A 19,467-nucleotide genomic window follows, 5' to 3' on the forward strand; every position below is an offset into this window, starting at 1 on the left:
CGCCTGGGCGGGTCAATGGTTGGCCGCCGGACGCGCTGCGGCAGCCCCCCGCAGGCCACGCCGAAGGTCTTTCGCCACGGCCGCCTTGGAGGGCTTCGTCTCCGGCTGGCCGAACGGATTGGTTTTTTTCAGGAAGTCAGCTTTCGCTTCCCAAGCCAGGATGATCTCGACCACCGGGGTTTCCCAGGCGTCACGGGGAGACCACCCTAGCCAACCGGTGGCTATTCCGAAGAGCTCGTCGACGTAGCTGCCGTTGCCAGGTCGCTCGGTTCGTTTCCCTGCGACTCTTCGAGTTCTTCATCGGTCTTGCCGCCTGGATTCAGCAGTGCCTTCACGAACTGCAGTACCTGAGTTCCGACCTTGTTCACGCCGCCCTCGAACACAGCCTCCTCGACCGCCTCGAGCTCTTTGCGCTTGTTGGTATCGATACCGGCGCCGGCGGCAATGATGAATGCGGTGGCAGTGATGTTGGCCGCGCCCAATGCCTGCATCGCGGGCAGAATGCCGCCGAAACGGTTCTCCAGAGCGCGAGCAGCCCGGAGGGTGGGCTTGAGAGTAAAACTGTCGCTTCCGGCTTCGACAGTGACGGTGCCATGATTGGTCTTGGACATTGCGAATTCCTTGAATTACGAGGGGTGAATAACGGAGGCGCGGCCATCGGCGGCGCCTCAGATGGGCATTACGGAGCCGGCTGGGCCTCGTAGATCTCGGAGTTGATGCCGACAGTCACGGTGCGCTTGAGAACATCCTCGGCACCGCCGACCTGCTTGCGAGAAGACATGACCTTGGCGGCGAAGTAATCAGCGACACCACTTTCGTACAGCACCTTCACTGGGTAATCGAAGCGGCTGCGGTCTTTCTGTGCGGCCTGGAGAGCCAGCTGGCCTGCGTCGTCGTCCAGCAGACCGATGGACAGGTCTACAGACCCGGCATCGGCCAAGCCTTTGAGGTGCCGGGTTCGGGAGGCGGCGAGCGAGGCGAACGTGACGTCACCCACCTCATCGCCGTAATCGCCGATGTTCTCGACTTCGCCGATCTCGGTGTAGGTGATGGCGGCCAGCAAGGTCAGAGCGGCAGCGTTGTCTTTGGGCAGTTCAGCGGTCAGGCGCGGGCCGATGAAAATTTTCGTGCCGGCTGCGGTAGTAACAGGCATGGGTAGTCCTCCTGGGACAGGTGATATGCCGCAACGCGGCGGATTCAGGGGTAAATCAGTGTAGGGTAAGGACGCGCAGCGTCACCGCACCCTGGTAGGTCATGCCATCAGGCTCGCGGCTGGTCTGCTTGCGCGTGACCTGCATGCCGATGACATGGCCGGTTGTGAGCGCCAGCGGCTGGTTGTGAAGAAGGGCGTCGATCTTGGCCATGATCTCGTGCACCTCCTTCTGGCCCTGGTATTGGCTCCAGACCGACAGATACAGGAAGCGCTGGTCTTTGCGGCTGGCCAGGAAGTCGGCAGCATCGCTGACCGAGCTGTCGAGGGTCACGTAGGGAAACGGCGCGTTATCGGGCACGCCGTCGTGTACCGGGCACGGCAGGCCCGCGGCCAAGCGGTCATACAGCGCGACCTGCAGGGCCCATGCTGGATCTGCCATGTCACTGTCCTCTGGATGCCCTGTCGAGCGTACGAGCGACTGCCGCCCTGATATCGGCGAGAACAACCTCGCGGTTTACGTCCATCGCCGGCCTGAGCCAAGGGTGGGCGGGCATTGCTGGAATGTCAGGCGATTTGCCAAACCAGTGGGTGCCGTCGGTTTTGTTCGCGGCCCTCCCCGCTCGGCGGCCGTTATCCTGGCCCTTGAAGTTGCCCTTGGTGCCGTACTCAAGGAAGCGCAGGTAGAAATAGCGGCGATTCGCCTTTTTACCGCGCAGACCAATCTGAGCATCCAGGCCGCTTGGGGCTACATAGGCAGTCAAGGCGGCTGCGCCGGCGCCGGTATCCTTTGGCACAAACTGCTTCATGGTGGCCAGGATTTTCTCGGCCCCATCCTGCATGGCACCTCTCACCTCGTTGTCTACAGTCTGGTGGATGGCCCGAAGCGTTTTGCGCAGCCTGATATCGCCCGTCAGGCGCGAGCGGCGGGCCACCCTACTCGCCCGAGGCGGCCGTTTCAGCCTTGGGCTTATCGGTTGCCTTGGTGGCAGCGGTGACCTCTTCCGCCTGGTTGTTTTCGATCAGGCTGCGGCCTTCCTCTGCCTTCACATCGAAGACTTCACCTACAGCCTTTTCACCCATGGGGCCAGAGAGACTGGCCAGAGCTCGTACTTTCATGATGGTTCTCTCAAGGATTGATGACGTTGGAGCAGAGCAGCCGCAGCATGTCTCGCTCATTGCTGGGCAACACAGCTTCGATCAAGTACGTGTCGCCAGCCGTTATGTGGAAGAGACGCATACCGTTTTTGAAAACGCGTGAAAAACGCACCCGGATTTCTGCAGACACAACGTTCTGGATTTGGTTGGCAACCGGATCAACCCGCCCAGTGGGCAGCTGGATCTCTGCCCAAATAGGCTTGACCACCTCCCAAGACTTTCGCTTCCCGCCACCTGGCTCCGGCGTTAGCGTCTCTTGCTGCAATTGGCAACGATGGCGAAGCGGGCCGGCCCTCATATGCCCCACCCGACCCGGTAAGGTGTCAGCAGCGCTTGAGAACCCCGGGGCAGGTCGGTGGCTATGGTGCCGATCACGACGTCTTCGCGGTTCGCGTACAGGTGGCCCAGGATCAGCAGGCAGGCCGACTTGAACGGCGCGTTGCTGAGCATGGGCTTCTCCCCCGCAACTTCGGCTGCGATCGCCTCTGCCATTGATTGCGCATCGACGTAAACCTGGCGGTTGAGGTAGTTCATTGCCGAGAGCTCGGCCGAGTCGATCAGCAGCTGCAGATAATCGTCGTCATCGTCTGGATCACGAAGGTGGGCCCGGGCCAGCGCCATGCTGATCACAGACATGGATCACTCCTCCAGCGGAGTGCGCGATACCAAGTTGCGGAGTTCAAGCTCTTCGGCGTGACGCCGTGGAACTTGGTAACCTGGCCCTCCGCGTCGCCGCAATTCGCCTTCGTCCATGAACGAGCGCAGCGGATAGACTCTGACCTTGGCTGGGTTTACCTCGTCCAGCCCTGCAGCACCGGCGGGGACATGCAGCGAGTCACCAGCCTGGCCTGGCTGGCTCGCCGACACGTCTGCATCCCCAGCATACTCGGTCGAGGTGACTGCCGGCGCCACCCCTTCTGATACGTCTGTCGCCAAGCCACCCGCATCTTGCACGGGGTTGACGCCCGATTCGGCAATAGGTGTGGTGGTTCCCGTACCACCCGCGGTCGGGTCGTCAGTGCTAGCGTCGCTGCCGATGTGCGGCGAGTTCAAGGCCTGATCAGTTGGATTTGCGCCAGCCTGCTCCTGTGCGGGGGTAGGCTTGTCCTGCTTCTTAGTGTTAGCCATGGGGTTTCTCCTGGAGGCGCCATCTCTGGCGCCTTTCAAGTGGAGGGCTTAGGAACCGCTGCCGGTCAGCTCACCGGTAACGAAGGCCTCGCCGCGGTAGATGGCCAGCGCCAGACGCTGCTCGGCGCGAACGGTAACCATGTTGTTCTCGAAGTCCTTGTCGTTCTCGGTGGAGATCAGGATTTCAACATCCATGCGGTCGAAGATCTGCGCACCCAGACCGAATGCCCCGACGAGAAAGTCGTCGAGTGGCATCGCTTGAGTAGACACAACAGGCCGGCGCCACAGCGTTGGCTGTGTATCGCCCTGCGGTTGACCGATGAGGTAGCGCCCCTGTGCATCCTTCAGCAACTCGATCATTGCCCAGTCGATCGGGTTGAGAACGATACCGTCCGCTGGGAACTCAGCGAGCTCCGCCTGCAGCAGCGCTAGGCGGATACGGTCGATACGCTGCTCACCCGGCACCACTACACCACCAGGTGGAGCATAGAGCTGGGCAGCCGGCACGATACCACCGATGTTCGCTCCGGTGCCGTTGCCGAACAGCAGTTGAGACTCTTCAGCCAGCTTGAGCCCGTAATGTCCACGGGCATCGATAAAGCTTCTCAGCGCTGGTGCATCGTCGAGAATCTGGCGACTAGCCTTGAACAGGTGCGCCAGTGTGCGTACTGGGGCATTTTCCAGTTTAAATTTGATGTCCGAATAGGGCTTGGCTGTCCCCTCGGCAACTGGACGCGCGCTGTTGGTGAAACCTTCTTCCTGAACGTACTCGACCGAGTTGCTACCGGTCTGACCCGGCGCGATCAGATCGCGAATTGTCAGGCGTCGCTCGGGGATCGCCTGAATGCCGTAGCGCCGTTCTGCCGGAACGGTATCAGCCCCCGACCCTGGCGCGGAAGTGATTGCGGCACGTGCCACCGAGATGCGTCGTGAACCGCGGAAGGACGAGTCAACGCCCTCCATTTCCTTGGCTGCAGTAACGATTTCGCCTGCGGACTTCTGGCGATCTGGCTGGCTGCGCTCGCGATTTGCGTTCACCAGTTTTTGCTCGGCTTCGCCCAAGCGCGCCTGCAGTTCGCCCTGCTTGGTCAGCAGTTCATCCACCTTGGCACGAGTCTCGGCGTTCATTTCGCCAGACGCCTTCATCTGCTTTTCAGTGGCTTCGGCTTGGGTTTTGATCTGATCGCCAATGCCCTTAAGGCTGGCGTTCAGTTCTTTGACTTGCGATTCGAAATCCATGGTCAGTTTCCTTTGAGGGAGTTGAGAAGATCGATTGCCGCGCTCAGCGAGGCTGTGAGGTCTGGCGCGACAGCGCTTGGCGTGCCGGTCGGAACAGCGCGCGGCGTGTTCCCGCTGGCAGCGCGAGGCATGCCAGACTTGAAAGTGGCAAAGAGTTCGCGGCGCTCGGAGCGCGGCATACCGGCCTTGGCCAGGGCTGCGTCCATGGCCTTAAGAGCATTGGCCTGGCCGGTTTCCTCGGTCTCGCGCTCGGTGACCTCGGTCGCCGCCAGCAGGCCGGTAGCCAGCCCCAGCTCAAGCGCGCGCTTGCCGCGGATGAACGTCTCGTCATCCATCAGCTCGGCCATATCCTGGACGGGCTGGCCACTGGTCTCGGCGTAGAGGTCGGCCATCGCGGCATCGAACTCCTCCATGTCGTCCGATACGTCGCGCAGGTAGTGGCGGTTGCCGGATAGGAAAGTCCAGCAGTTGTGGATCATCAGGAAAGCGCTGCTGGCCACCTGGCGTTCGGAGCCGGCCAAGTAAATGACGGACGCTGCGCTGGCAGCCATGCCGAGCACCTTGGTGGTGACCTTCTGCTTGTGCTCGCGCAGGCGGTTGTAGATGGCGATGCCTTCGAACATGTCGCCACCGGGCGAGTTGATGTACACCGTCACCTCGCGGTCGCCGATCGCGCGTAGCGCCGCATCAATGCGCTTGACGGTCACGCCCTCCCCGTACCAGTCCTCGCCAATCACGCCGTAGATGGTGATGGTTTCCGAGGTGTTCTCTACGGCGGCCTGGATGGCGGGGTTCCATTTGTCGAGCGCACGCGGGCTCATCTCGCTGCGCAGGCCGCGAGACTGGATCTTGTGTTTCATGGGTTACTCCCCGGAGTTGCTTTTGAGCCAGTTCATCAGCGCCGCGCGCGCGGCTTGGCTGTCGTTTTGTTTGCCCAGCTGGTCAAGCGGCACCAGGTTCGATTGCACGGTGAGGATGTCGCCGCCGGGCATACTGGGCATGTTCTCTTTGTGCCGAGCCTCGTTCCGTGTCATCAGTGCGTTCTGGACCATGGTGCTGAAGTAGGAAGCGCGACCTGCGCTGTCAGCACGCAGGAAAGCTTCCAGCGAAAACTCGGAGTAGTGCTTGATCCGATCCACCGCTGTCAGGCATCGCTTGTTAACGCACTGCTCGATCGGTGCCGTATACGTCATGATGCAATAGGTCAGAAACGCGATCTGCTGTTGCTCAAGGCCTGTGCCCCAGTTGCTGCCCTTGTCGGTCTTCATCACCATCCAGGGCGGCACGCCGAACCAACGACAGATCTCCTCAATGCTGTGCCCACGCGACTCGAGCAATTGAGCGTCAGCCGGGTTGATGCCGATCATCTCGGGCTTCACGCCCTGCTCAAGCACCGGGCTTTTGCCCGCGTTCAGCGCGCCGGAGATTGTCTTCACGTAGTCTCGAAACTCGGCACGCTGCGTAGGGTTGAGCGTCTTATCCACCGAGAAGGCTACGGTGGGCATCATCCCGTTCTTGAAGGTGGTATTGGCCGCATCGTCGGCCGACATAGCCGAGCCGAATACATCGGCGCCGTAACGAATCGCCGACAGGCCCATCCGCCCGTCCAAGGTGAACGCTGGGATATGCAGCATGTCGGTCTGGGCAATCTCCCGGCGGGCGCCCTTGCGTGGCTGGAAGAAGTAACGCAGCCTGCCATCGTCGTCCGGCTCGGGAGTCACCCGCGACGGCATCAAGAAATCCAGTGCGATGACCCTTCCACCGGACCGGTGAATTTCGCAGTAGGCATTTCCCCAAAGCAGCATCGAAGCAACAACCGCCTGCCAGAAATGGAAAGCGGCCATGTCCTCGTTCGGGCTGTTGTGCACCACATCGTAGAGCGGGAAGTCTCGCGCCGTCTCACGCCCGCCGTCCGGAAGGCGCCGGTAGATGCTGAGCGGCAAGCCTGCAACCGAGGTAGAGATGATGCGCACGCAAGCCCAGACCGCCGATAGGCGCATGGCCTTGTCGACCGTGACAGCCTTGCCGCTACTGGACTGGGCGCCCAAGAAAGCGCTCCAGAACCCACCGTCCGACAACCGAATGCTCTTGCCCAGCCAGCTGCTCATGCTTGCCGAGGGTTTGGCGGCTGCAGTGCCGAGTGCTTGAGAGAGGGTTTTAATCACTGCTCAACCCTCGGCGAATGAATGCTGCAATGCTGAACAGGCTGACCGAGCCCGCGAGCAGAGACCAGCCTGTACCCGCCAGCATCCAGATGCCCGCGCAGCCCAGGCCGAATCCGCACAGCGCGCAGATGATGAAGTAGTGAAATGCGTTCATGCGATCAGTGGATCCCGGATGCCGGCCATAAAGTTTTCCATGCCGCCTTGGCCCTCGGGATTGAGAGCCATCAGCGTCACGGCGTTGAAAAGCGCCATCAGTGGGTCGATCTTGGCCGAGCCGCTGGCCTGCTTGGTGATGAGGATTGAGTTGCCACGCGGCTCGACTTTGGCGTTACCGCAGCACCAAGCCATCATCGGCTGGCCCCCGTGTAGCAGCGTGCCCTCGGCCAGCTTGCGCTCGGCGGTCTTGATGGCTCCGCCTAGGCGCCAGCCCTGTGAAATGCCGTCGATCTTTTCGCGCGGGATTCCTGCTGCCTCCAGCGCATCGAGAATCGCTCCGACGCCGGCTGGATCCAGCCCGACCTTGTCGAGCAGGCCGGCTTGCTCAACCTGTGCCACCAGTTGCGCCACCGCCTCGATGTCGTCACCGATGCGTTCAACCAGGGTCAGGTGCCCATCCTTGGCGAAGTCACGGATGCGCGGTGCTTCGGCTTTACGCCGCTCCAGTACTGATGGATGGGCCCAGGCGTGGGTCCAGGTCAGCCAGCGGCGTGTACCTTGCTCACGCCCGACTGCTGCCAGGCCAAGCAAGTCATCCAGCCCCCCGCCATCCACGCCGATATCGATCACTTCGCAGCGCTCGATCAGGTCTTCCAGCGTGCGACATAGCCCGGAGGTCTGCGCCTCCCAGAAATCGGCACCCGCCCAGCGATCCGACAGCAGCGCCAAACCGATCTCGACATTGAGGTGCTTGGCCAAAAAGCCGCGGAACGACTCTTCTCCGTCGAGCTGGGCCTGTGCGTACCCACGCTCGATGAAGGGTTCGTCGACCGACAGCCCCAAGTTTGGGTTAGTGATGTACGCGTTGGAGAAGTCCCGGTGTTCGCCGGCGTCCAACATCGCCTTGGGGAACTCGTACAGCACCGGCAGGAACGACTTATCGACGATCTCCCCGTCGCGAACCTTGCGGGCGTACAACAGCTTCTGGCGAAAGACCCCGGCCGGCGGCGCATCGGACTGGGTTGTGGCCCAGATGATGAACCCCTCGGGTCTGGATGCCAGGCCGCCGGTGGCCTCGCGCAGCATGGCCTCAGCGTTGGCGCGCTTGCCGAACACCCAAAGCTCGTCGACGAATACGCCGATTGCCTTCTTGCCTGAGACCGTCTCACTGTCTGCCGCCACCACCTTGAGCGTGGCGTTGGTCTGACGATGGGTCACAGTGCGCAGGTGGTCCTGCACCTTGAGCAAGGCTTTTAGCTCATCGTCGGCCGCCACCATGTCCCTGATCGGCAGGTAGGAGTTGTCCGCGATCTCCTTGGTCGGTGCGAGGATGATGAACTCACCTGAAGCCCGCCAGTTAAGGATCAGTGCGGTCAGCATGATGCCGGCAGCGATGGTCGACTTGCCGTTCTTCTTGCTGATTAGCAGCATGAATTCGCTGACCAGGCGCCGGCCTGAGTCTGGGTCGTAGGCCCCAAAAATTGCGGCCACGAACTGGTTAACCCAGTCACGCACGGTCTCGCACATCAACGGACTGCCAGTGGCGTCCACCATACGCAACGCACCGAACACGTCTAAGGCTTCTTCAGCCTCAGCCGGAAACAGCGGCTCGAACGGAATTAGGCTCTGGCGGGCTACGATGCGCCGCTCCCAGTCGGGGCAGGCGGTTGACCATTCCATCATTTCACCGACTGCAGCGGGCCGCGGCGAGTGCCAAACTTGCCGGTGGCCGCTTTCTCAGCATTGGCTTGGGCCTGATCCTTTTTGCCGCTCTCGCCTTTTCGTGGATGGACGAATGGCATTAGCGCCTTTGCCGCGTCAACGCGCAGTTTCGGCTCGCTGCCCATGTCGTTCATCACCGACAAGAGAAAGTCCTTGGGATCGCGGTGCAGGAGTGCCTGGGCCAGGTCGAAGCCGGCGGGTTCCGGCTCGGAGTTATCCTCCTGTACCGATGGCGATTCATGGCCAGGCTCTGGCTGTTTGACGGCCTTGGCGGCAGGCCTGGCTTTAACATCCGGTTTAACATCGCCTTTAACATCTGGGGGCATCAGCCCCAGGGCGCGTAGCTTCATCAGCTCAGCCGCTACATCCTTGTCCTTGACCAGCCGAGAGCCCGCCGCAGACGCTGTCTTCTCGGAATAGCCGGCCGCCACAGCAGCGTCCCGATTGGACGCACCTTCCCTCAGCGCAGCGATGAAAGCGCGCTTGCGGGATGTTAAAGCCATTTAACAAAAATCCTGTGGGGGAAAAAAATCTGTACGTGGGGTCGGGAGCGGTCTAGCTAGATGAGAATCCCTAGCTTTTGACCCCCCTACCCCTTTGAGGCACGTCACTGGCGTGCCTCTGGCAACAGCCCGCACCTCTTTGGTGCGCCGTGCGGTCAGCCCACTACGCCTGCGGCCTCTTCGGCCTGCTTGACCGTGTCGTGGCAGGGCTTGCAGAGCGGTTGCCAGTTGTCCTGGTTCCAGAACAGATCGCGATCACCCCGGTGCGGCACGACATGGTCAACAACGCTGGCGGCGGTCGTTCGCCCGATCCTCGCGCAGTAGGCGCAGAGCGGGTGCTCTTCGAGATATCGCTCCCTCGCCTTCTGCCACTTGTAGTTGTATCCGCGCTGCGAGCTGGTCATTCCACTACGCCAACTGCTGGGGTCTACCAGCTTGACTCTAGTGTTTGCGGCTTCCTGTAGGCGGGGGCTGATCGTCTTGAGCCTGGCCATCAACGCACCTCGACCACGATGCCGCGCTCTATCCAGCGCGTCACGCGACCAAGGTGAGGATCACGACCGGTGAGGTGACACGCGAGCAGCACGCCAGCCAAGTAGTACTTCAACCACCAGCGATGGCGGCAGACGATCGTTGCGTAAACCTTGGCCATGGCCGGTGTTCCTTATCTCTTGTACCAAGTCAGCTGGTAGCACCGTACATCAGGCGGTAACTCAGCAATGGGCCAGCGCAGACAGTCCATGTGCTTGCGCTCTGGCCTGGTGCGATTCACCCTCAGCGTCTGCACCAGGTAGGCAGAACCGGCAGCAGTGGTGATGTAGTCACCAACCGCGATGCCGTCGGCCCCGTCCACGTAGAGCTTGCAGGGTGTGTAAGGCGCTCGCGTTCTGGTCATCGTCTGCTCCCTGCGCTACTCGCCGTTCCAGCCCAACAGCTTGAGCTGGTCATCAATCGCAGCCAGCTGGGCCCGGAAGTGATCCGCAAGCGGCTTGATAACCGACTGCAGGACACCCTCGTCTTGGTAGTCGCCGGTGATGGCCAGTGACACGCCCTTGCCACTCAGCGCCGTGTCAAGCCGCCGCTGTACCTGGTCACGGGTATGGAAAAGGCTATAAGCGGTCGCGATCTGCTTTCGGTTCATCTATCGAATCCTTGGAGGGGACAAGCTCGTAGCGGGTCAGCTGCTCAGCGATTTCGCGGGCCTCGCTGACGCAAATATGTCGAGTCACCTCAATCACTGCTGGCTGGCCTGTCTCGATTCGAACGGTCATCGCGGTCACTTGGGAAGCATCAAGCCCCAATTTCTGGCAGATCAAAGTTCCCAGTTCGTTGCTTGTAGCAAGCTGGATACCCATGCTCTCTTCCTCGCGCCACGAAACGGCGCGTGTAGATTTTGTGGCTCGGGTCAGGGTGTCACGCGGTTGAGCGCTTCGCCTGCCCTGTCAACAGCCTGGTCAGCCTTGTCTGCTGCCTGCGTGGCAGTGGTGGCGGCCTTCGATGCCTTGGCGGCTGCGCTACCGGTCTGCCTAGCTAGTTCATCCAGGCGCTGGTCTCGCTGCAGACTGGCTTCGTCATAAGCGGCGCGGATCTCGGCGACCTGCTCGAGGTAGCTGCGGGCAAGGGCCCATTGAGCGAGCTGGTAGCCACCGAACCCACCACCCACTACGAGCAGCAGGGCGATTACCCAAACCTCAATGCGACGCCACCAGCGACGAGCAATGAATTCAAGTGCGCATCTGTCCATCACGACATACCTCCAAGCTTGGTGCGCAAGCGGGCGATCTCTTCGCTTTGCAGCGAAACACGCTCAGTGAGCTGGCCGACCTGGCTGGTCAAAGCCTCGATCTTCCCTTCCATGCGCCCAACTGTGGCGGCAAGGTCGTTGCGCTCCTTGGCGAACTGATCGGCGCGAGCTTCGGCCAGCTTGCGGGCCTCGCGCTCCGAGTCGAGCAATTCGTTCAGGCGGCGTACCGTGCCGATGTCGGCGTTATCCATCGCGCGATCTGCCGCGTCTTTCGATAGGAACTTGCGCAACCAAAGGAAGCCGCCCAGCAGGACGGTGCCCGTGCCGCCCAGCCAGGTGGCTGTGCCTGGGCCGAGATCGGTCGGGTCCATCAAGTTCTCCGAAATAAAAAAGGCCCACCGAGCGGTGAGCCTTGTAGTTGGTGCAGATGGCCGGTGCGTACCCGGCTTACTCCCTCTCGTTCTGTTTCAGCGGGCCTAGTGGGAGCGAGCGCCGCAATCTGCCATTCAGCCATGGCATTCATCTGCATAAACGAAAAAGCCCAGCGCGATGGCCGGGCTTTGTAGCGCCACTCCTCAGCAACGCGCAGGAATGACAGGATGGGGAAATAATCGGCCATGCGGCCATTTGATGTCAAGCGGCATTTTCCATCGAAAGACCTTCGTAGCTCAGGATGCCGGCCGCAGCTTCCAGTGCTTCTTCGGCCATCTGCTTCAGCACGTCCTCAATGTCCTTCCTCCAGCGACGGCGCGTGCGCTCAGGCCGGGCATCCGGATCCCAACGATTGATGTCGTAGAACTGAGCCGGCAACACGATCATGTCGCTCGACCGCTTTCCGTCGGCGCCCTTCATCTTCGGGATCGCCCAGGCCGTAACGGCGCTAGTGATGAAAAGCTGCGGGGCATGGGAGGCAACCGTGGGGATCAGGCGGCTGATCGACTGAACCTTCCGACCCTTGTGCGTGCTGAACCTCGCCACCAGGACATCCCAGTGACGCGGCTTCAGCTGGCTGTGCAGCCTGGCAAACACCCAGCAGTCAGCATCCATGCGGCTGATTTCGCCGCGCTCTACCGACCTGCTCAGGGTTGCCATGTCGTGGCCGTCTTCGCTGCCGGGATCATATAGCTTCTGCCAGGCCTGCTTGCTGGTGTTGTCGATCGCTTCTGCAGCCAGGGCCGAGACGACCGCCGCGAGTACGCTGCTGTAAATCATGTCCTTCCCCCTCAATCCCCGGTGTAGTTGCTGCCCCCGGCGCCGAGCCGGTTGCCTTCCTGATAATGCGCACCCGGGCCGGTGGCCCGAGGCTTCTTCAACTGTTCGATCTGCCGGTTCGCGGCCTGCAGCTTCAGGCTGAGCTGGGTCACCAGCTCATCCAGGGCCATGGCCTCGCCAGTTGCAGCCACTACCCAGCCCGAGGCGTTGCAGTGGTCGCATGGCAGTTCGTAAAACGCGCCCATCGTGACCGCTCTCCCACGGCACAAAGGGCATTGAGCAAGCTCGATCAAGGCCTTCTTGAACGATGGGCCGTGGCTTTTCCTCATGCCGGTACCCTGAACAAGTGACAAATCTCCTCGGCCTCAAGATTGGGCATAGGCACTCCGCTGCCACGCAACGGCATTAGCTCAGAATCCCCATAGGCGACCCGCGCGGACGCGCCCAGGTGAGTGACGTACCACCCAGGGGTTGGCGCCTTCATTTGACGGTCCTTGCCGATCAAGAGCTGACCTTCCTGAATGCGTTCGACCAGCTCCACTTGGCTGCCTTGGGGGATCTCGGTATCGAACACGAGAGTCAACGCAAGGTCCCCTGATTGGAGGTTCTGGCTCATTTCGAATCCTCGCTAGTAACAAATTTGTGATGGGGGCTAGCGGCCTTGTCCTCTGGTGCTTGCGCCTGAATCTGTGGGATTTCGGATAAGGCCTCTGTAAGGCCGTGAATGCGCCCAAAGCCAATGCCGTCTAACCAGGCATGCCACTTTTCCAGGGCTGCCCTACGCTGCTGCATCGCCTGGGTGTGGATGTAGGTGCTGGCGATCTTGCCCAGCGAGTGGTTCAGCAGCATCTCGCCGATGTGCCCGTCGATGCCCAGGTCAGTCCAGGTGCTGCGCGACACCTTGCGCAGGTCGTGGCTGGTCCATTCGCGCTGCCCCAGTTCGGTGAACACGGTGCTGGCCTGCCCCTCGCTCAGGCACCCGCCGCGACGGCTGGGGAACAAATAAACGCCGTCATAGCCATCGGCCTGCTGGATTGCCCGGTACCGGGTCAGCAGCGCGCAGACTTGGCCGGTCAGCGGTAGGCGGTGTTCAGTCCGCGTCTTCGCGTTCGCCGCAGGGATGAACCACTCCCCGGCCGTGACCGACACCTCGCTCCAGCGCGCTTTACGGGTCTCGCCGATGCGGGTGCCATGGGCCAGCATCATCATGGCCAACATGGCCTTGGCGGGAGCCTCATCGAAGGCCTGGGCGAGCTGCTGCATAACGTCAGGCAAGTGCACAGAACGAAGCCGCGATGCCTTGGGCAGGATCTTTGCCTTGGTGAAATCGCTAAACCGCATGCCTGCCATGGGATCGCTGTCGATCAGGCCAAGGCGCTTAGCCTGCTTGAAGGCGGTCAGCAGCAGGGCGAACATCTGGCGCAGGTACGATAGCGATACCTCGGCCTGGGAGGGCCACATCAACTGCTTGTCCAAGGTGTCAGGCGTCACGTGGGCCAGGGCCAAGTCATCCAGGCGCGGCTTCAAGTGCTGGACGATCGCCGAGCGAGCACCCGCCTTGCGCTTGGTCGAAAGTGAGCGGTCGCGAGCCATGCGGTCGCCGTACCACTCCAGCAGTTGGCCTACGGTGGCCATGCCCGACACCACTGGCGCAGTGGCTGGATCACGCAGCAAACGCTGACGCAGCGAGGGCAACTCGGCAATCACCGCCGCAACGCTCAGTTCCGGCCAGCGGGCGACCGGTACCCACTTCTTGCCACGCACCAAGTGCCAGGTGCCGCGCTCACGATTGCTCCAGAAGCGCAGGTACAGGCCCGGGTGACGCGGATCGCGCAGATCGCGCACCGACTTGTCGGCGGCCTGCCTGCGCACCTCGGCCTCGCTCAGCTTCACTTCTCGGGTCGCGCTCATGCAGCCACCGTTGCAGGCAGTAGCAGGTAGGCGCGGATGGCCTCAACGGCGTCAATATTGCCCCGACACACGATAGCTAGGTACCCCTGACCGGCCAGTGCCTGCAAGTAGGCGTTTTGGCTTGGCGAAACCGGCGCATCGAACGGGGGCATGGCCTTGAACTCGATGTAGAGGCCGAAGTAGCCGCCGCGCGCCATCGGCAGCACCAGGTCGGGAACACCGGCTTTCACGCCCTGCTCTTTGAGCTTGGCGGCCACGGCCTTGACCCGGTGCCCACCGTTCGGAACGTGGTAGATCAGTTTGTAGGCTTGCGGATAGCGCAGCTGCAGCTCCTGCATGAGCGCCGCCTGCTCCTGTCCCTCACGGTCGACGGGCTTGGCGCGGGCCGATTTGGCCTTGAATGGGCGGAAGACGGGAGCGCTCATGCGACCAGCACCCCCTCGTTGATCAGCAGCGCCTGGGTGCGCATTACGCCCTCGGCGTGATACTGGCGAGCTGTTTGACGATCGACGGCCTTGCTCCGCCCGTCGCAAGCGTCATGGCAAGCACTGCAGCACCAGGCGCCCTGCATGTCGTGCGGCTTTTTGCCAACGCCGCAGGTGCCGGCCAGGAGGTAGTGCGCCAAAACGGTAGTCTCGGGGTTGCCGTTGCACACGCCTGGGATGCGCACCTGGCATTCGCGGCCACGCGCAGCTTTCGTCAGTTTCGATTGCCTCACGCTAAAACCTCGCACATAGGCCAGATCAGCTGCGCCTCACGCAGCGCACCGGCTTGATCCAGGCTCTGCTCCATCAGCACCATCTGGAAGGCCTTGGAGCCTACGATTACGGTCCATACGCGCTTCATGGGGTCACCTTCAGGCCTGCGGCCTTGATGAACTGGGCGCAGGCGTGGCGCATGCCAATGACCGAGTGATAGGCGTCCATGTGGCTATCGTCGATAGCGTCTTCCGGATCTTCGGGAGCCTCTGGCGCTGGCGGCAGCTCCACCACCAAGGCTTCGCGACTTGTCTGCCAGCCCTTCTGGAACGATTCCCAGTCGGCCTGGGCCATCGGGTCGAGGTAGTTGTTCCCCTTAGGCGGCTGGCGGCGGTGATCGCGGGAGTTGGTGCGCTCGAAGGCTTCACGCATTTCGCGCATCTTGTTGGTGTCCATCACGACTCCTCGCCTTGCAGGCTCTGCAGCAGCGTCTTGAGCTGGCGGTATTTCTCCATCGACTTGGCGCTGGATTCGCGCTCCTGCTCCACGGCCAACGCAACATCCTCGACCCGGCCGGCCAGGCGCTTCAGGTTGCTGGCCATGGTTGCGATTTCACCGGCCAGCTCGCTCAGCATTTCCAGCGGGGTGCCCTGGGCTTTCTGGTCGGCAACTACTTCGAGTTTCGGCTGCTGCTTGGCCATGACTGGCTCCTGAGTCTTCTGCTTGGCGTCTACAGGGGTGCGTTGGAAGTGGTCGCGACCCGATTTCTTGATGAGCCCGGAATCAACCAGGCTGACCAAGCAGCCCGAAACGATCCGGTTGTCCGGAGTGCTGCCGGTCAAGTTCCGCATGGCTGTCATGACCTGGACCGAAGTCCACGGCTCGTTCATGGGCACGCACTCGTAAACCTTTTTGGCCACGCCGGTTTGGCCCTGCATGAGGATTTCTTTCTTGGCTGGAGTCACACCCCCTCCCCGGCCGGCTGCCCGGCGCGCTTGATGTTCAACTGAGCGATGGCGGCACGCGTCTGCCGCTTGCGCAGATAGGTTTCAACTCGGCGGCGCTGTGCATCCTTGACGCGCTGGCGGTCTTTCTTCGCCTGGGCGGCCTCGATGATGCAGCGGACCTCGGCGAGCTTTTGCCGCACTTCGGGGCTGGCCTTCGCCCGAACCTGCCCAGTGATCAGCCCGGCAATGGCTAATCCGTCCTCGCTGGGCGGTGCAATCTGTAGGTGAGCCAGATGCTTCGCGCCAGCCTCTTGGCTGATGAGTTTCGAGCGCACAGCGGATTCGATCGCGGTAACGCGGCGTGCAGAGTCATAACCCAGAGAAACCTCCCACTTTGCAGGAGCCGCCTCAGCCCTTGCGGCGGCCACTAGGCGTTCGTAGGCACTCATGAAGGCCATGCGAGCGCCGACCTTGTCGCCAGCCTCCAAGACGGGCCCAGAAGCAGTCATTGCCTGGCGAATCTCCCGGGTCATCACAACGGTTTCGCTTTCATCGCTAGCCGACAGGGCGATGGCCCAAGCCTCGTCCTTGCCTGGATGGCCATCAGCCGCTTGGGCGTGCTTCAGGATCGCGGCCACGGTTAGCCGACCACCTTCACGGCGACAGTTGCGCAGCGCACCGCTCAGGACGGGCTCGCTGTAATCACGCAGGTCCTCGACCATCAGGAGCGCAGCGCCCTGGGTGAGTTGCTGACCCATCACCTCCGCGGTGGCGAACAGGGACAGCAGCAGTTGGTCTTGCTGGTCTTCACTCAGCATGGCTTGCAGCCCTCTTGGCTCGCTGCGCTTGCAACGCCTGCTCGGCGGCGCTGAAATTGGCTTGGGTTTGCTCGATCTGGCGGGCAGTGGTGCCAGTCATCTGGCGATTGGTGACCCACTGGGTGTGGTATGCCTCAGCGTTCTGGAGCAGGTCGCCCAGGCTGTGCATGCGGTTGACCAGCTTGCTGTCATTGATCCGGACAAAATACGCGGCGACGTGGTGGGCAACATCGACACCCAGCCGGTCGATCAACTGACCAATCTGCCCGCCGGCCTTCGCGTTCCACACCGGCCATGCGCCGTGGCGGCTGCGGTAGGCCATGGCGTAGTTCGCCCAAGCCTTGAAGGTCTTGCAGGACTGGTCTTTTGGTCCTGGCATGTCCTCGGGAATTTCGCAGCGTGGGACAGTGGCTGGAACCAGCGCCAGCATCGCAGGCTGAGACGGCGCAGCCGGGGCACCCTGCGAACTGTGACTGGTATCCTGATTGGTATCCTGATTACTGGTATCTTGATTTGTCGGAGATTTTTCCGACCCTGGCTCGGATTTATTTCCGACCTTGCTCGGATTTTTTTCCGAGGTAGATCGGATTTTTTTCCGACCCTCTTTGACTGCCTTCAAGGTCGGATATTTTTCCGACCCATCCTCTTTTTTGTTCCACTGCGCCGCCTTATCGGTCAGCCGGAAAAGCGTGACATTCGAAGTGCTCGAAAGCTCGATCAGACCAACGTCCTGCAACGCCTTCAGCATGCGATAAGCCGTGTCCGGCTTGTCAGTCAGCAGCGGTAACTCTTCGATGATCTTGGCCTTGCTCAGCACGAAAAAGACACCGTTGTCGGTCGTCGTAGCCTTGGCCCAGCTAGGGCAGCCGTAGACGAACGCGAACAGGAGCGCCTGCTGGGAGTTCAGCCCCCATTCCAAGGCCTTGACCTGGTTGATGGTCAGGGTGAATTGCATGTCAGGTACGCTCCTGAGTACGCGGCTTGGCGATTTCTTCTTCGGCTAACCGAGCAAGACCTTTGGTAGTTACCAGCACGCTGAAGGCCGCACGGTCGACGCCTGACTCCGGATCTGGCTTGAGCGATGTGACCTTGTGCTTGAGCAGGCCCGCGGTGATGCGGGGCTGAAAGGCGACCCAGCGTGTCGAGCCCGCGCGCCGGTAGATCCACCGGTTCTGCTCCATCCAGGCGAACAGCATCGATGGCGCCAGCTGCAGCTGCTTCGCCGCATCGGTGATGCAGATTGCCCCACCGGCGCCGGCCAACCGGTTGATGGCTGCGACCTTCGGAGCCTGCTTTGCCAAAGCGTCCTGAAGACGTTGGTTCTCTTCGGCCTTGTCAGCAGCGAGGCGAAGGGCCTCCGCAAAGTTGGTTGGGATCTGGACCTGGGCAATCACGCGCGCCTCTAGCTCCTGCCAGCGGTCGATGATCTTCGCGCGCAGCTCGACGCTATAGCCCGACACAACCACCAGAGTGTCCCGATAGGTGAGCAGGAACTCGGTGTACCGCTGGCCGTTCTGATGATGGGTGTAGGGGGTCTCGTTTGATGAAACGACACCCCTTTTCACCAGCTGGCGTACCGTCTTGAGAACATTGTCGTGCGTGCTTCCCGTGAGCTGCGCGATCTCGCGCGAGGACATCACGTGGTCGACAGCGTGTGAAGGGAAGCCAAACGCGCCGGGCTGGGTGTTGCGTGTATCGACTGCACTGGGCATAATCGACCTCGATGTTTTGTTGAAGAAGCCGGGCTGCCACCCGGTTTTTTTATGCCTGCGATTCAGGTACTGGATGGATCAGCAGGTGTTTCGGTCATCTACTGGCGGTTCGCCATGCAGGCGAAAATATGGGCACGCTAGGAGTTGAGGGGATAGAGGTCTGGGCGAAGGTCGTGACGAGCAACGCCAGTTGCCCTTTCAATCTGGATAACCTTACGAGCCGGTATGCCCCTGACCTTCCAGTGGGATACGGACATTGGTGTCACACCCAAAATTTGAGCTAGCGCCTTGCCGGATCCGACTGCTTGGATCGCGCGTTCGAGCGGAGTAGGTTCCATAAACATTCTGACGCCGACAGATAAACGTAAGTCAACAATACGTTTATTTAATAAACGGTGCAACCCCGGTAAACTTTGTGTTTATGACTACTGAGAATTCAGGCGATCGCCTGCGAAAACTGCTGGACGAAGTCCAGATGACCCCGACCGAGGCCGCTCGATCCTTCGGGGTGACAACTCAAAATCTAAACAACTGGTTCAGCCGGGGGATCCCCTCTCGCCAGCTCCTGGCTGTAGCTCAGCATCTAAAGGTTAGGCCTGAGTGGCTCAGCGCTGGCACCGGGCCACGAGATGCTGAGCAATATGGTGTGAAGTCGAACGCCACATATCTGGGGCCAATCGATGCCTGGGACGACGGCACACCACTTGATGATGATGAGGTTTATGTGCCGTTCCTCAAGGAAGTAGAGCTATCGGCAGGACAGGGCCGCACCATCGTTGCAGAGTCGCCGAACAGAAAGCTCAGATTTGGGAAGCTGACTCTGCGGCGGCAGAACGTGCAGCCTAGTGAGGCTGTCTGTGTCGGCGTCAGCGGCAACAGCATGGAGCCCGTTTTGCCTGACGGAAGCGTCGTAGGCATTAACAAAGGGAGCACCTCGGTGGTCGACGGCAAGATGTACGCTTTAGATCATGGCGGTCAGCTGCGTGTGAAAATGCTTTATCGCCTTCCAGGTGGCGGTATTCGGATGCGCAGCTTCAACCGTGAGGAGCATGGCGATGAGGAGTACACAGCCCAAGAGATGCTAGACCAAGAGATAACCATTCTGGGCAAGGTCTTCTGGTCATCTGTGCTCTGGTAGCTTCAGCAGTAGTGCTCTTTTTTTTAGATTGCATACTAGTGGCAGCGTAGAATCATGGTTTCCAAA

At 61.1% G+C, this 19,467-nt stretch carries 36 protein-coding genes; 1 reads left to right on the forward strand and 35 read right to left on the reverse strand.

What is annotated here, in order from left to right; all coding sequences use genetic code 11:
• Nucleotides 1-12: 12 nt before the first annotated feature.
• The 35 genes from IAE33_RS01210 to IAE33_RS01370 form a co-directional block, all read right to left on the reverse strand.
• Nucleotides 13-174, reverse strand: coding sequence for a hypothetical protein (locus IAE33_RS01210; RefSeq protein ID WP_328804747.1), 162 nt, complete (start codon nucleotides 172-174; stop codon nucleotides 13-15).
• Between the two features lie 47 nt (nucleotides 175-221).
• Entirely contained in the window at nucleotides 222-611 is a 390-nt protein-coding gene (locus IAE33_RS01215; RefSeq protein WP_042141505.1) for a hypothetical protein, read from the reverse strand.
• Between the two features lie 68 nt (nucleotides 612-679).
• Nucleotides 680-1,153 carry a phage tail tube protein gene (locus IAE33_RS01220; protein ID WP_201161775.1) on the reverse strand — a complete coding sequence of 158 codons (474 nt, stop codon included), beginning with the start codon at nucleotides 1,151-1,153 and terminating at the stop codon, nucleotides 680-682.
• Nucleotides 1,154-1,208: 55 nt separating this feature from the next.
• Complete coding sequence (locus tag IAE33_RS01225) at nucleotides 1,209-1,592, reverse strand: DUF3168 domain-containing protein (RefSeq protein ID WP_201161776.1); 384 nt, start codon at nucleotides 1,590-1,592, stop codon at nucleotides 1,209-1,211.
• Between the two features lies 1 nt (nucleotide 1,593).
• Nucleotides 1,594-2,085 carry an HK97-gp10 family putative phage morphogenesis protein gene (locus tag IAE33_RS01230; protein ID WP_201161777.1) on the reverse strand — a complete coding sequence of 164 codons (492 nt, stop codon included), beginning with the start codon at nucleotides 2,083-2,085 and terminating at the stop codon, nucleotides 1,594-1,596.
• A 1-nt stretch (nucleotide 2,086) separates the two neighbouring features.
• The gene (locus IAE33_RS01235; RefSeq protein WP_201161778.1) at nucleotides 2,087-2,269 is read right to left on the reverse strand and encodes a hypothetical protein; all 183 of its coding nucleotides are present in this window, start codon (nucleotides 2,267-2,269) and stop codon (nucleotides 2,087-2,089) included.
• A gap of 10 nt (nucleotides 2,270-2,279) precedes the next feature.
• The gene (locus tag IAE33_RS01240; protein WP_028634958.1) at nucleotides 2,280-2,606 is read right to left on the reverse strand and encodes a phage head closure protein; all 327 of its coding nucleotides are present in this window, start codon (nucleotides 2,604-2,606) and stop codon (nucleotides 2,280-2,282) included.
• Complete coding sequence (locus tag IAE33_RS01245) at nucleotides 2,603-2,944, reverse strand: head-tail connector protein (protein WP_196141862.1); 342 nt, start codon at nucleotides 2,942-2,944, stop codon at nucleotides 2,603-2,605. The genes IAE33_RS01240 and IAE33_RS01245 overlap by 4 nt, the downstream gene beginning before the upstream one ends.
• Before the next feature lie 3 nt (nucleotides 2,945-2,947).
• Nucleotides 2,948-3,436: a hypothetical protein gene (locus IAE33_RS01250; protein WP_201161779.1), complete on the reverse strand. Its 489-nt coding sequence runs from the start codon at nucleotides 3,434-3,436 to the stop codon at nucleotides 2,948-2,950.
• 48 nt (nucleotides 3,437-3,484) lie between these two features.
• Entirely contained in the window at nucleotides 3,485-4,675 is a 1,191-nt protein-coding gene (locus IAE33_RS01255) for a phage major capsid protein (RefSeq protein ID WP_201161780.1), read from the reverse strand.
• Nucleotides 4,676-4,677: 2 nt separating this feature from the next.
• Nucleotides 4,678-5,535 (reverse strand): head maturation protease, ClpP-related, encoded by an 858-nt coding sequence (locus tag IAE33_RS01260; protein ID WP_201161781.1) that lies wholly within the window; start codon nucleotides 5,533-5,535, stop codon nucleotides 4,678-4,680.
• Between the two features lie 3 nt (nucleotides 5,536-5,538).
• On the reverse strand, nucleotides 5,539-6,840 hold the full coding sequence (locus IAE33_RS01265; RefSeq protein WP_201161782.1) for a phage portal protein: 1,302 nt from the start codon (nucleotides 6,838-6,840) through the stop codon (nucleotides 5,539-5,541).
• Nucleotides 6,833-6,994, reverse strand: a complete 162-nt coding sequence (locus IAE33_RS01270) for a hypothetical protein (RefSeq protein WP_177331194.1) — start codon at nucleotides 6,992-6,994, stop codon at nucleotides 6,833-6,835. Before IAE33_RS01270 ends, IAE33_RS01265 begins: the two co-directional genes overlap by 8 nt.
• Nucleotides 6,991-8,676, reverse strand: coding sequence for a terminase large subunit (locus IAE33_RS01275; protein ID WP_196136530.1), 1,686 nt, complete (start codon nucleotides 8,674-8,676; stop codon nucleotides 6,991-6,993). Before IAE33_RS01275 ends, IAE33_RS01270 begins: the two co-directional genes overlap by 4 nt.
• A complete protein-coding gene (locus IAE33_RS01280; RefSeq protein WP_201161783.1) occupies nucleotides 8,676-9,221 on the reverse strand; it encodes a terminase small subunit in 546 nt (181 codons plus the stop codon). Before IAE33_RS01280 ends, IAE33_RS01275 begins: the two co-directional genes overlap by 1 nt.
• Nucleotides 9,222-9,376: 155 nt before the next feature.
• Nucleotides 9,377-9,715 carry an HNH endonuclease gene (locus tag IAE33_RS01285; protein ID WP_201161784.1) on the reverse strand — a complete coding sequence of 113 codons (339 nt, stop codon included), beginning with the start codon at nucleotides 9,713-9,715 and terminating at the stop codon, nucleotides 9,377-9,379.
• Nucleotides 9,715-9,873, reverse strand: coding sequence for a hypothetical protein (locus tag IAE33_RS01290; RefSeq protein WP_181074789.1), 159 nt, complete (start codon nucleotides 9,871-9,873; stop codon nucleotides 9,715-9,717). Before IAE33_RS01290 ends, IAE33_RS01285 begins: the two co-directional genes overlap by 1 nt.
• A 12-nt stretch (nucleotides 9,874-9,885) precedes the next feature.
• Nucleotides 9,886-10,116 carry a hypothetical protein gene (locus tag IAE33_RS24490; RefSeq protein WP_236405934.1) on the reverse strand — a complete coding sequence of 77 codons (231 nt, stop codon included), beginning with the start codon at nucleotides 10,114-10,116 and terminating at the stop codon, nucleotides 9,886-9,888.
• Between the two features lie 15 nt (nucleotides 10,117-10,131).
• Entirely contained in the window at nucleotides 10,132-10,362 is a 231-nt protein-coding gene (locus IAE33_RS01295; RefSeq protein ID WP_201161785.1) for a hypothetical protein, read from the reverse strand.
• On the reverse strand, nucleotides 10,331-10,576 hold the full coding sequence (locus tag IAE33_RS01300; protein WP_201161786.1) for a hypothetical protein: 246 nt from the start codon (nucleotides 10,574-10,576) through the stop codon (nucleotides 10,331-10,333). The genes IAE33_RS01295 and IAE33_RS01300 overlap by 32 nt, the downstream gene beginning before the upstream one ends.
• Nucleotides 10,577-10,626: 50 nt before the next feature.
• Complete coding sequence (locus IAE33_RS01305) at nucleotides 10,627-10,965, reverse strand: hypothetical protein (RefSeq protein ID WP_049696621.1); 339 nt, start codon at nucleotides 10,963-10,965, stop codon at nucleotides 10,627-10,629.
• Complete coding sequence (locus tag IAE33_RS01310) at nucleotides 10,965-11,336, reverse strand: hypothetical protein (protein WP_028634947.1); 372 nt, start codon at nucleotides 11,334-11,336, stop codon at nucleotides 10,965-10,967. Before IAE33_RS01310 ends, IAE33_RS01305 begins: the two co-directional genes overlap by 1 nt.
• 262 nt (nucleotides 11,337-11,598) lie before the next feature.
• Nucleotides 11,599-12,177 (reverse strand): hypothetical protein, encoded by a 579-nt coding sequence (locus IAE33_RS01315; RefSeq protein WP_201161787.1) that lies wholly within the window; start codon nucleotides 12,175-12,177, stop codon nucleotides 11,599-11,601.
• A gap of 11 nt (nucleotides 12,178-12,188) precedes the next feature.
• Nucleotides 12,189-12,506 carry a hypothetical protein gene (locus tag IAE33_RS01320; protein ID WP_201161788.1) on the reverse strand — a complete coding sequence of 106 codons (318 nt, stop codon included), beginning with the start codon at nucleotides 12,504-12,506 and terminating at the stop codon, nucleotides 12,189-12,191.
• Nucleotides 12,503-12,793: a hypothetical protein gene (locus IAE33_RS01325; RefSeq protein ID WP_201161789.1), complete on the reverse strand. Its 291-nt coding sequence runs from the start codon at nucleotides 12,791-12,793 to the stop codon at nucleotides 12,503-12,505. Before IAE33_RS01325 ends, IAE33_RS01320 begins: the two co-directional genes overlap by 4 nt.
• Nucleotides 12,790-14,088: a tyrosine-type recombinase/integrase gene (locus tag IAE33_RS01330; RefSeq protein ID WP_201161790.1), complete on the reverse strand. Its 1,299-nt coding sequence runs from the start codon at nucleotides 14,086-14,088 to the stop codon at nucleotides 12,790-12,792. Before IAE33_RS01330 ends, IAE33_RS01325 begins: the two co-directional genes overlap by 4 nt.
• Nucleotides 14,085-14,513, reverse strand: a complete 429-nt coding sequence (locus IAE33_RS01335; RefSeq protein ID WP_201161791.1) for a VRR-NUC domain-containing protein — start codon at nucleotides 14,511-14,513, stop codon at nucleotides 14,085-14,087. The genes IAE33_RS01330 and IAE33_RS01335 overlap by 4 nt, the downstream gene beginning before the upstream one ends.
• Nucleotides 14,510-14,806 (reverse strand): DUF1364 domain-containing protein, encoded by a 297-nt coding sequence (locus IAE33_RS01340; RefSeq protein ID WP_201161792.1) that lies wholly within the window; start codon nucleotides 14,804-14,806, stop codon nucleotides 14,510-14,512. The genes IAE33_RS01335 and IAE33_RS01340 overlap by 4 nt, the downstream gene beginning before the upstream one ends.
• The gene (locus IAE33_RS24705) at nucleotides 14,803-14,934 is read right to left on the reverse strand and encodes a hypothetical protein (protein WP_256217567.1); all 132 of its coding nucleotides are present in this window, start codon (nucleotides 14,932-14,934) and stop codon (nucleotides 14,803-14,805) included. Before IAE33_RS24705 ends, IAE33_RS01340 begins: the two co-directional genes overlap by 4 nt.
• Nucleotides 14,931-15,242 carry a hypothetical protein gene (locus tag IAE33_RS01345; protein ID WP_201161793.1) on the reverse strand — a complete coding sequence of 104 codons (312 nt, stop codon included), beginning with the start codon at nucleotides 15,240-15,242 and terminating at the stop codon, nucleotides 14,931-14,933. Before IAE33_RS01345 ends, IAE33_RS24705 begins: the two co-directional genes overlap by 4 nt.
• Complete coding sequence (locus IAE33_RS01350; RefSeq protein WP_201161794.1) at nucleotides 15,242-15,724, reverse strand: hypothetical protein; 483 nt, start codon at nucleotides 15,722-15,724, stop codon at nucleotides 15,242-15,244. The genes IAE33_RS01345 and IAE33_RS01350 overlap by 1 nt, the downstream gene beginning before the upstream one ends.
• Nucleotides 15,725-15,747: 23 nt before the next feature.
• Nucleotides 15,748-16,551 (reverse strand): hypothetical protein, encoded by an 804-nt coding sequence (locus tag IAE33_RS01355; RefSeq protein ID WP_201161795.1) that lies wholly within the window; start codon nucleotides 16,549-16,551, stop codon nucleotides 15,748-15,750.
• Nucleotides 16,541-17,506: a phage replication protein gene (locus IAE33_RS01360; protein WP_201161796.1), complete on the reverse strand. Its 966-nt coding sequence runs from the start codon at nucleotides 17,504-17,506 to the stop codon at nucleotides 16,541-16,543. Before IAE33_RS01360 ends, IAE33_RS01355 begins: the two co-directional genes overlap by 11 nt.
• A 1-nt stretch (nucleotide 17,507) precedes the next feature.
• Entirely contained in the window at nucleotides 17,508-18,188 is a 681-nt protein-coding gene (locus IAE33_RS01365; RefSeq protein ID WP_201161878.1) for a Rha family transcriptional regulator, read from the reverse strand.
• Between the two features lie 212 nt (nucleotides 18,189-18,400).
• On the reverse strand, nucleotides 18,401-18,607 hold the full coding sequence (locus IAE33_RS01370; protein ID WP_328804761.1) for a transcriptional regulator: 207 nt from the start codon (nucleotides 18,605-18,607) through the stop codon (nucleotides 18,401-18,403).
• 131 nt (nucleotides 18,608-18,738) lie between these two features.
• On the opposite strand from IAE33_RS01370, the gene IAE33_RS01375 reads away from it, so the two are divergent.
• Nucleotides 18,739-19,401: a S24 family peptidase gene (locus IAE33_RS01375; RefSeq protein WP_272867587.1), complete on the forward strand. Its 663-nt coding sequence runs from the start codon at nucleotides 18,739-18,741 to the stop codon at nucleotides 19,399-19,401.
• Nucleotides 19,402-19,467: the final 66 nt, after the last annotated feature.

This window comes from Pseudomonas sp. S60 (genome assembly GCF_016647865.1).
Classification (GTDB): domain Bacteria; phylum Pseudomonadota; class Gammaproteobacteria; order Pseudomonadales; family Pseudomonadaceae; genus Aquipseudomonas; species Aquipseudomonas parafulva.

Bases quoted from the DNA above. Each gene is read 5' to 3' on its own strand.
- IAE33_RS01285 (WP_201161784.1), bottom strand. From the start codon at position 9,715: ATGGCCAGGCTCAAGACGATCAGCCCCCGCCTACAGGAAGCCGCAAAC.
- IAE33_RS24490 (WP_236405934.1), bottom strand. From the start codon at position 10,116: ATGACCAGAACGCGAGCGCCTTACACACCCTGCAAGCTCTACGTGGAC.
- IAE33_RS01255 (WP_201161780.1), bottom strand. From the start codon at position 4,675: ATGGATTTCGAATCGCAAGTCAAAGAACTGAACGCCAGCCTTAAGGGC.
- IAE33_RS01305 (WP_049696621.1), bottom strand. From the start codon at position 10,965: ATGGACAGATGCGCACTTGAATTCATTGCTCGTCGCTGGTGGCGTCGC.
- IAE33_RS01345 (WP_201161793.1), bottom strand. From the start codon at position 15,242: ATGGACACCAACAAGATGCGCGAAATGCGTGAAGCCTTCGAGCGCACC.
- IAE33_RS01290 (WP_181074789.1), bottom strand. From the start codon at position 9,873: ATGGCCAAGGTTTACGCAACGATCGTCTGCCGCCATCGCTGGTGGTTG.
- IAE33_RS01275 (WP_196136530.1), bottom strand. From the start codon at position 8,676: ATGGAATGGTCAACCGCCTGCCCCGACTGGGAGCGGCGCATCGTAGCC.
- IAE33_RS01240 (WP_028634958.1), bottom strand. From the start codon at position 2,606: ATGAGGGCCGGCCCGCTTCGCCATCGTTGCCAATTGCAGCAAGAGACG.
- IAE33_RS01310 (WP_028634947.1), bottom strand. From the start codon at position 11,336: ATGGACCCGACCGATCTCGGCCCAGGCACAGCCACCTGGCTGGGCGGC.
- IAE33_RS01250 (WP_201161779.1), bottom strand. From the start codon at position 3,436: ATGGCTAACACTAAGAAGCAGGACAAGCCTACCCCCGCACAGGAGCAG.
- IAE33_RS01330 (WP_201161790.1), bottom strand. From the start codon at position 14,088: ATGAGCGCGACCCGAGAAGTGAAGCTGAGCGAGGCCGAGGTGCGCAGG.
- IAE33_RS24705 (WP_256217567.1), bottom strand. From the start codon at position 14,934: ATGAAGCGCGTATGGACCGTAATCGTAGGCTCCAAGGCCTTCCAGATG.
- IAE33_RS01295 (WP_201161785.1), bottom strand. From the start codon at position 10,362: ATGAACCGAAAGCAGATCGCGACCGCTTATAGCCTTTTCCATACCCGT.
- IAE33_RS01350 (WP_201161794.1), bottom strand. From the start codon at position 15,724: ATGCAGGGCCAAACCGGCGTGGCCAAAAAGGTTTACGAGTGCGTGCCC.
- IAE33_RS01270 (WP_177331194.1), bottom strand. From the start codon at position 6,994: ATGAACGCATTTCACTACTTCATCATCTGCGCGCTGTGCGGATTCGGC.
- IAE33_RS01225 (WP_201161776.1), bottom strand. From the start codon at position 1,592: ATGGCAGATCCAGCATGGGCCCTGCAGGTCGCGCTGTATGACCGCTTG.
- IAE33_RS01370 (WP_328804761.1), bottom strand. From the start codon at position 18,607: ATGTTTATGGAACCTACTCCGCTCGAACGCGCGATCCAAGCAGTCGGA.
- IAE33_RS01315 (WP_201161787.1), bottom strand. From the start codon at position 12,177: ATGATTTACAGCAGCGTACTCGCGGCGGTCGTCTCGGCCCTGGCTGCA.
- IAE33_RS01320 (WP_201161788.1), bottom strand. From the start codon at position 12,506: ATGAGGAAAAGCCACGGCCCATCGTTCAAGAAGGCCTTGATCGAGCTT.
- IAE33_RS01260 (WP_201161781.1), bottom strand. From the start codon at position 5,535: ATGAAACACAAGATCCAGTCTCGCGGCCTGCGCAGCGAGATGAGCCCG.
- IAE33_RS01215 (WP_042141505.1), bottom strand. From the start codon at position 611: ATGTCCAAGACCAATCATGGCACCGTCACTGTCGAAGCCGGAAGCGAC.
- IAE33_RS01245 (WP_196141862.1), bottom strand. From the start codon at position 2,944: ATGTCTGTGATCAGCATGGCGCTGGCCCGGGCCCACCTTCGTGATCCA.
- IAE33_RS01300 (WP_201161786.1), bottom strand. From the start codon at position 10,576: ATGGGTATCCAGCTTGCTACAAGCAACGAACTGGGAACTTTGATCTGC.
- IAE33_RS01325 (WP_201161789.1), bottom strand. From the start codon at position 12,793: ATGAGCCAGAACCTCCAATCAGGGGACCTTGCGTTGACTCTCGTGTTC.
- IAE33_RS01355 (WP_201161795.1), bottom strand. From the start codon at position 16,551: ATGCTGAGTGAAGACCAGCAAGACCAACTGCTGCTGTCCCTGTTCGCC.
- IAE33_RS01365 (WP_201161878.1), bottom strand. From the start codon at position 18,188: ATGTCCTCGCGCGAGATCGCGCAGCTCACGGGAAGCACGCACGACAAT.
- IAE33_RS01220 (WP_201161775.1), bottom strand. From the start codon at position 1,153: ATGCCTGTTACTACCGCAGCCGGCACGAAAATTTTCATCGGCCCGCGC.
- IAE33_RS01335 (WP_201161791.1), bottom strand. From the start codon at position 14,513: ATGAGCGCTCCCGTCTTCCGCCCATTCAAGGCCAAATCGGCCCGCGCC.
- IAE33_RS01375 (WP_272867587.1), top strand. From the start codon at position 18,739: ATGACCCCGACCGAGGCCGCTCGATCCTTCGGGGTGACAACTCAAAAT.
- IAE33_RS01235 (WP_201161778.1), bottom strand. From the start codon at position 2,269: ATGAAAGTACGAGCTCTGGCCAGTCTCTCTGGCCCCATGGGTGAAAAG.
- IAE33_RS01280 (WP_201161783.1), bottom strand. From the start codon at position 9,221: ATGGCTTTAACATCCCGCAAGCGCGCTTTCATCGCTGCGCTGAGGGAA.
- IAE33_RS01360 (WP_201161796.1), bottom strand. From the start codon at position 17,506: ATGCAATTCACCCTGACCATCAACCAGGTCAAGGCCTTGGAATGGGGG.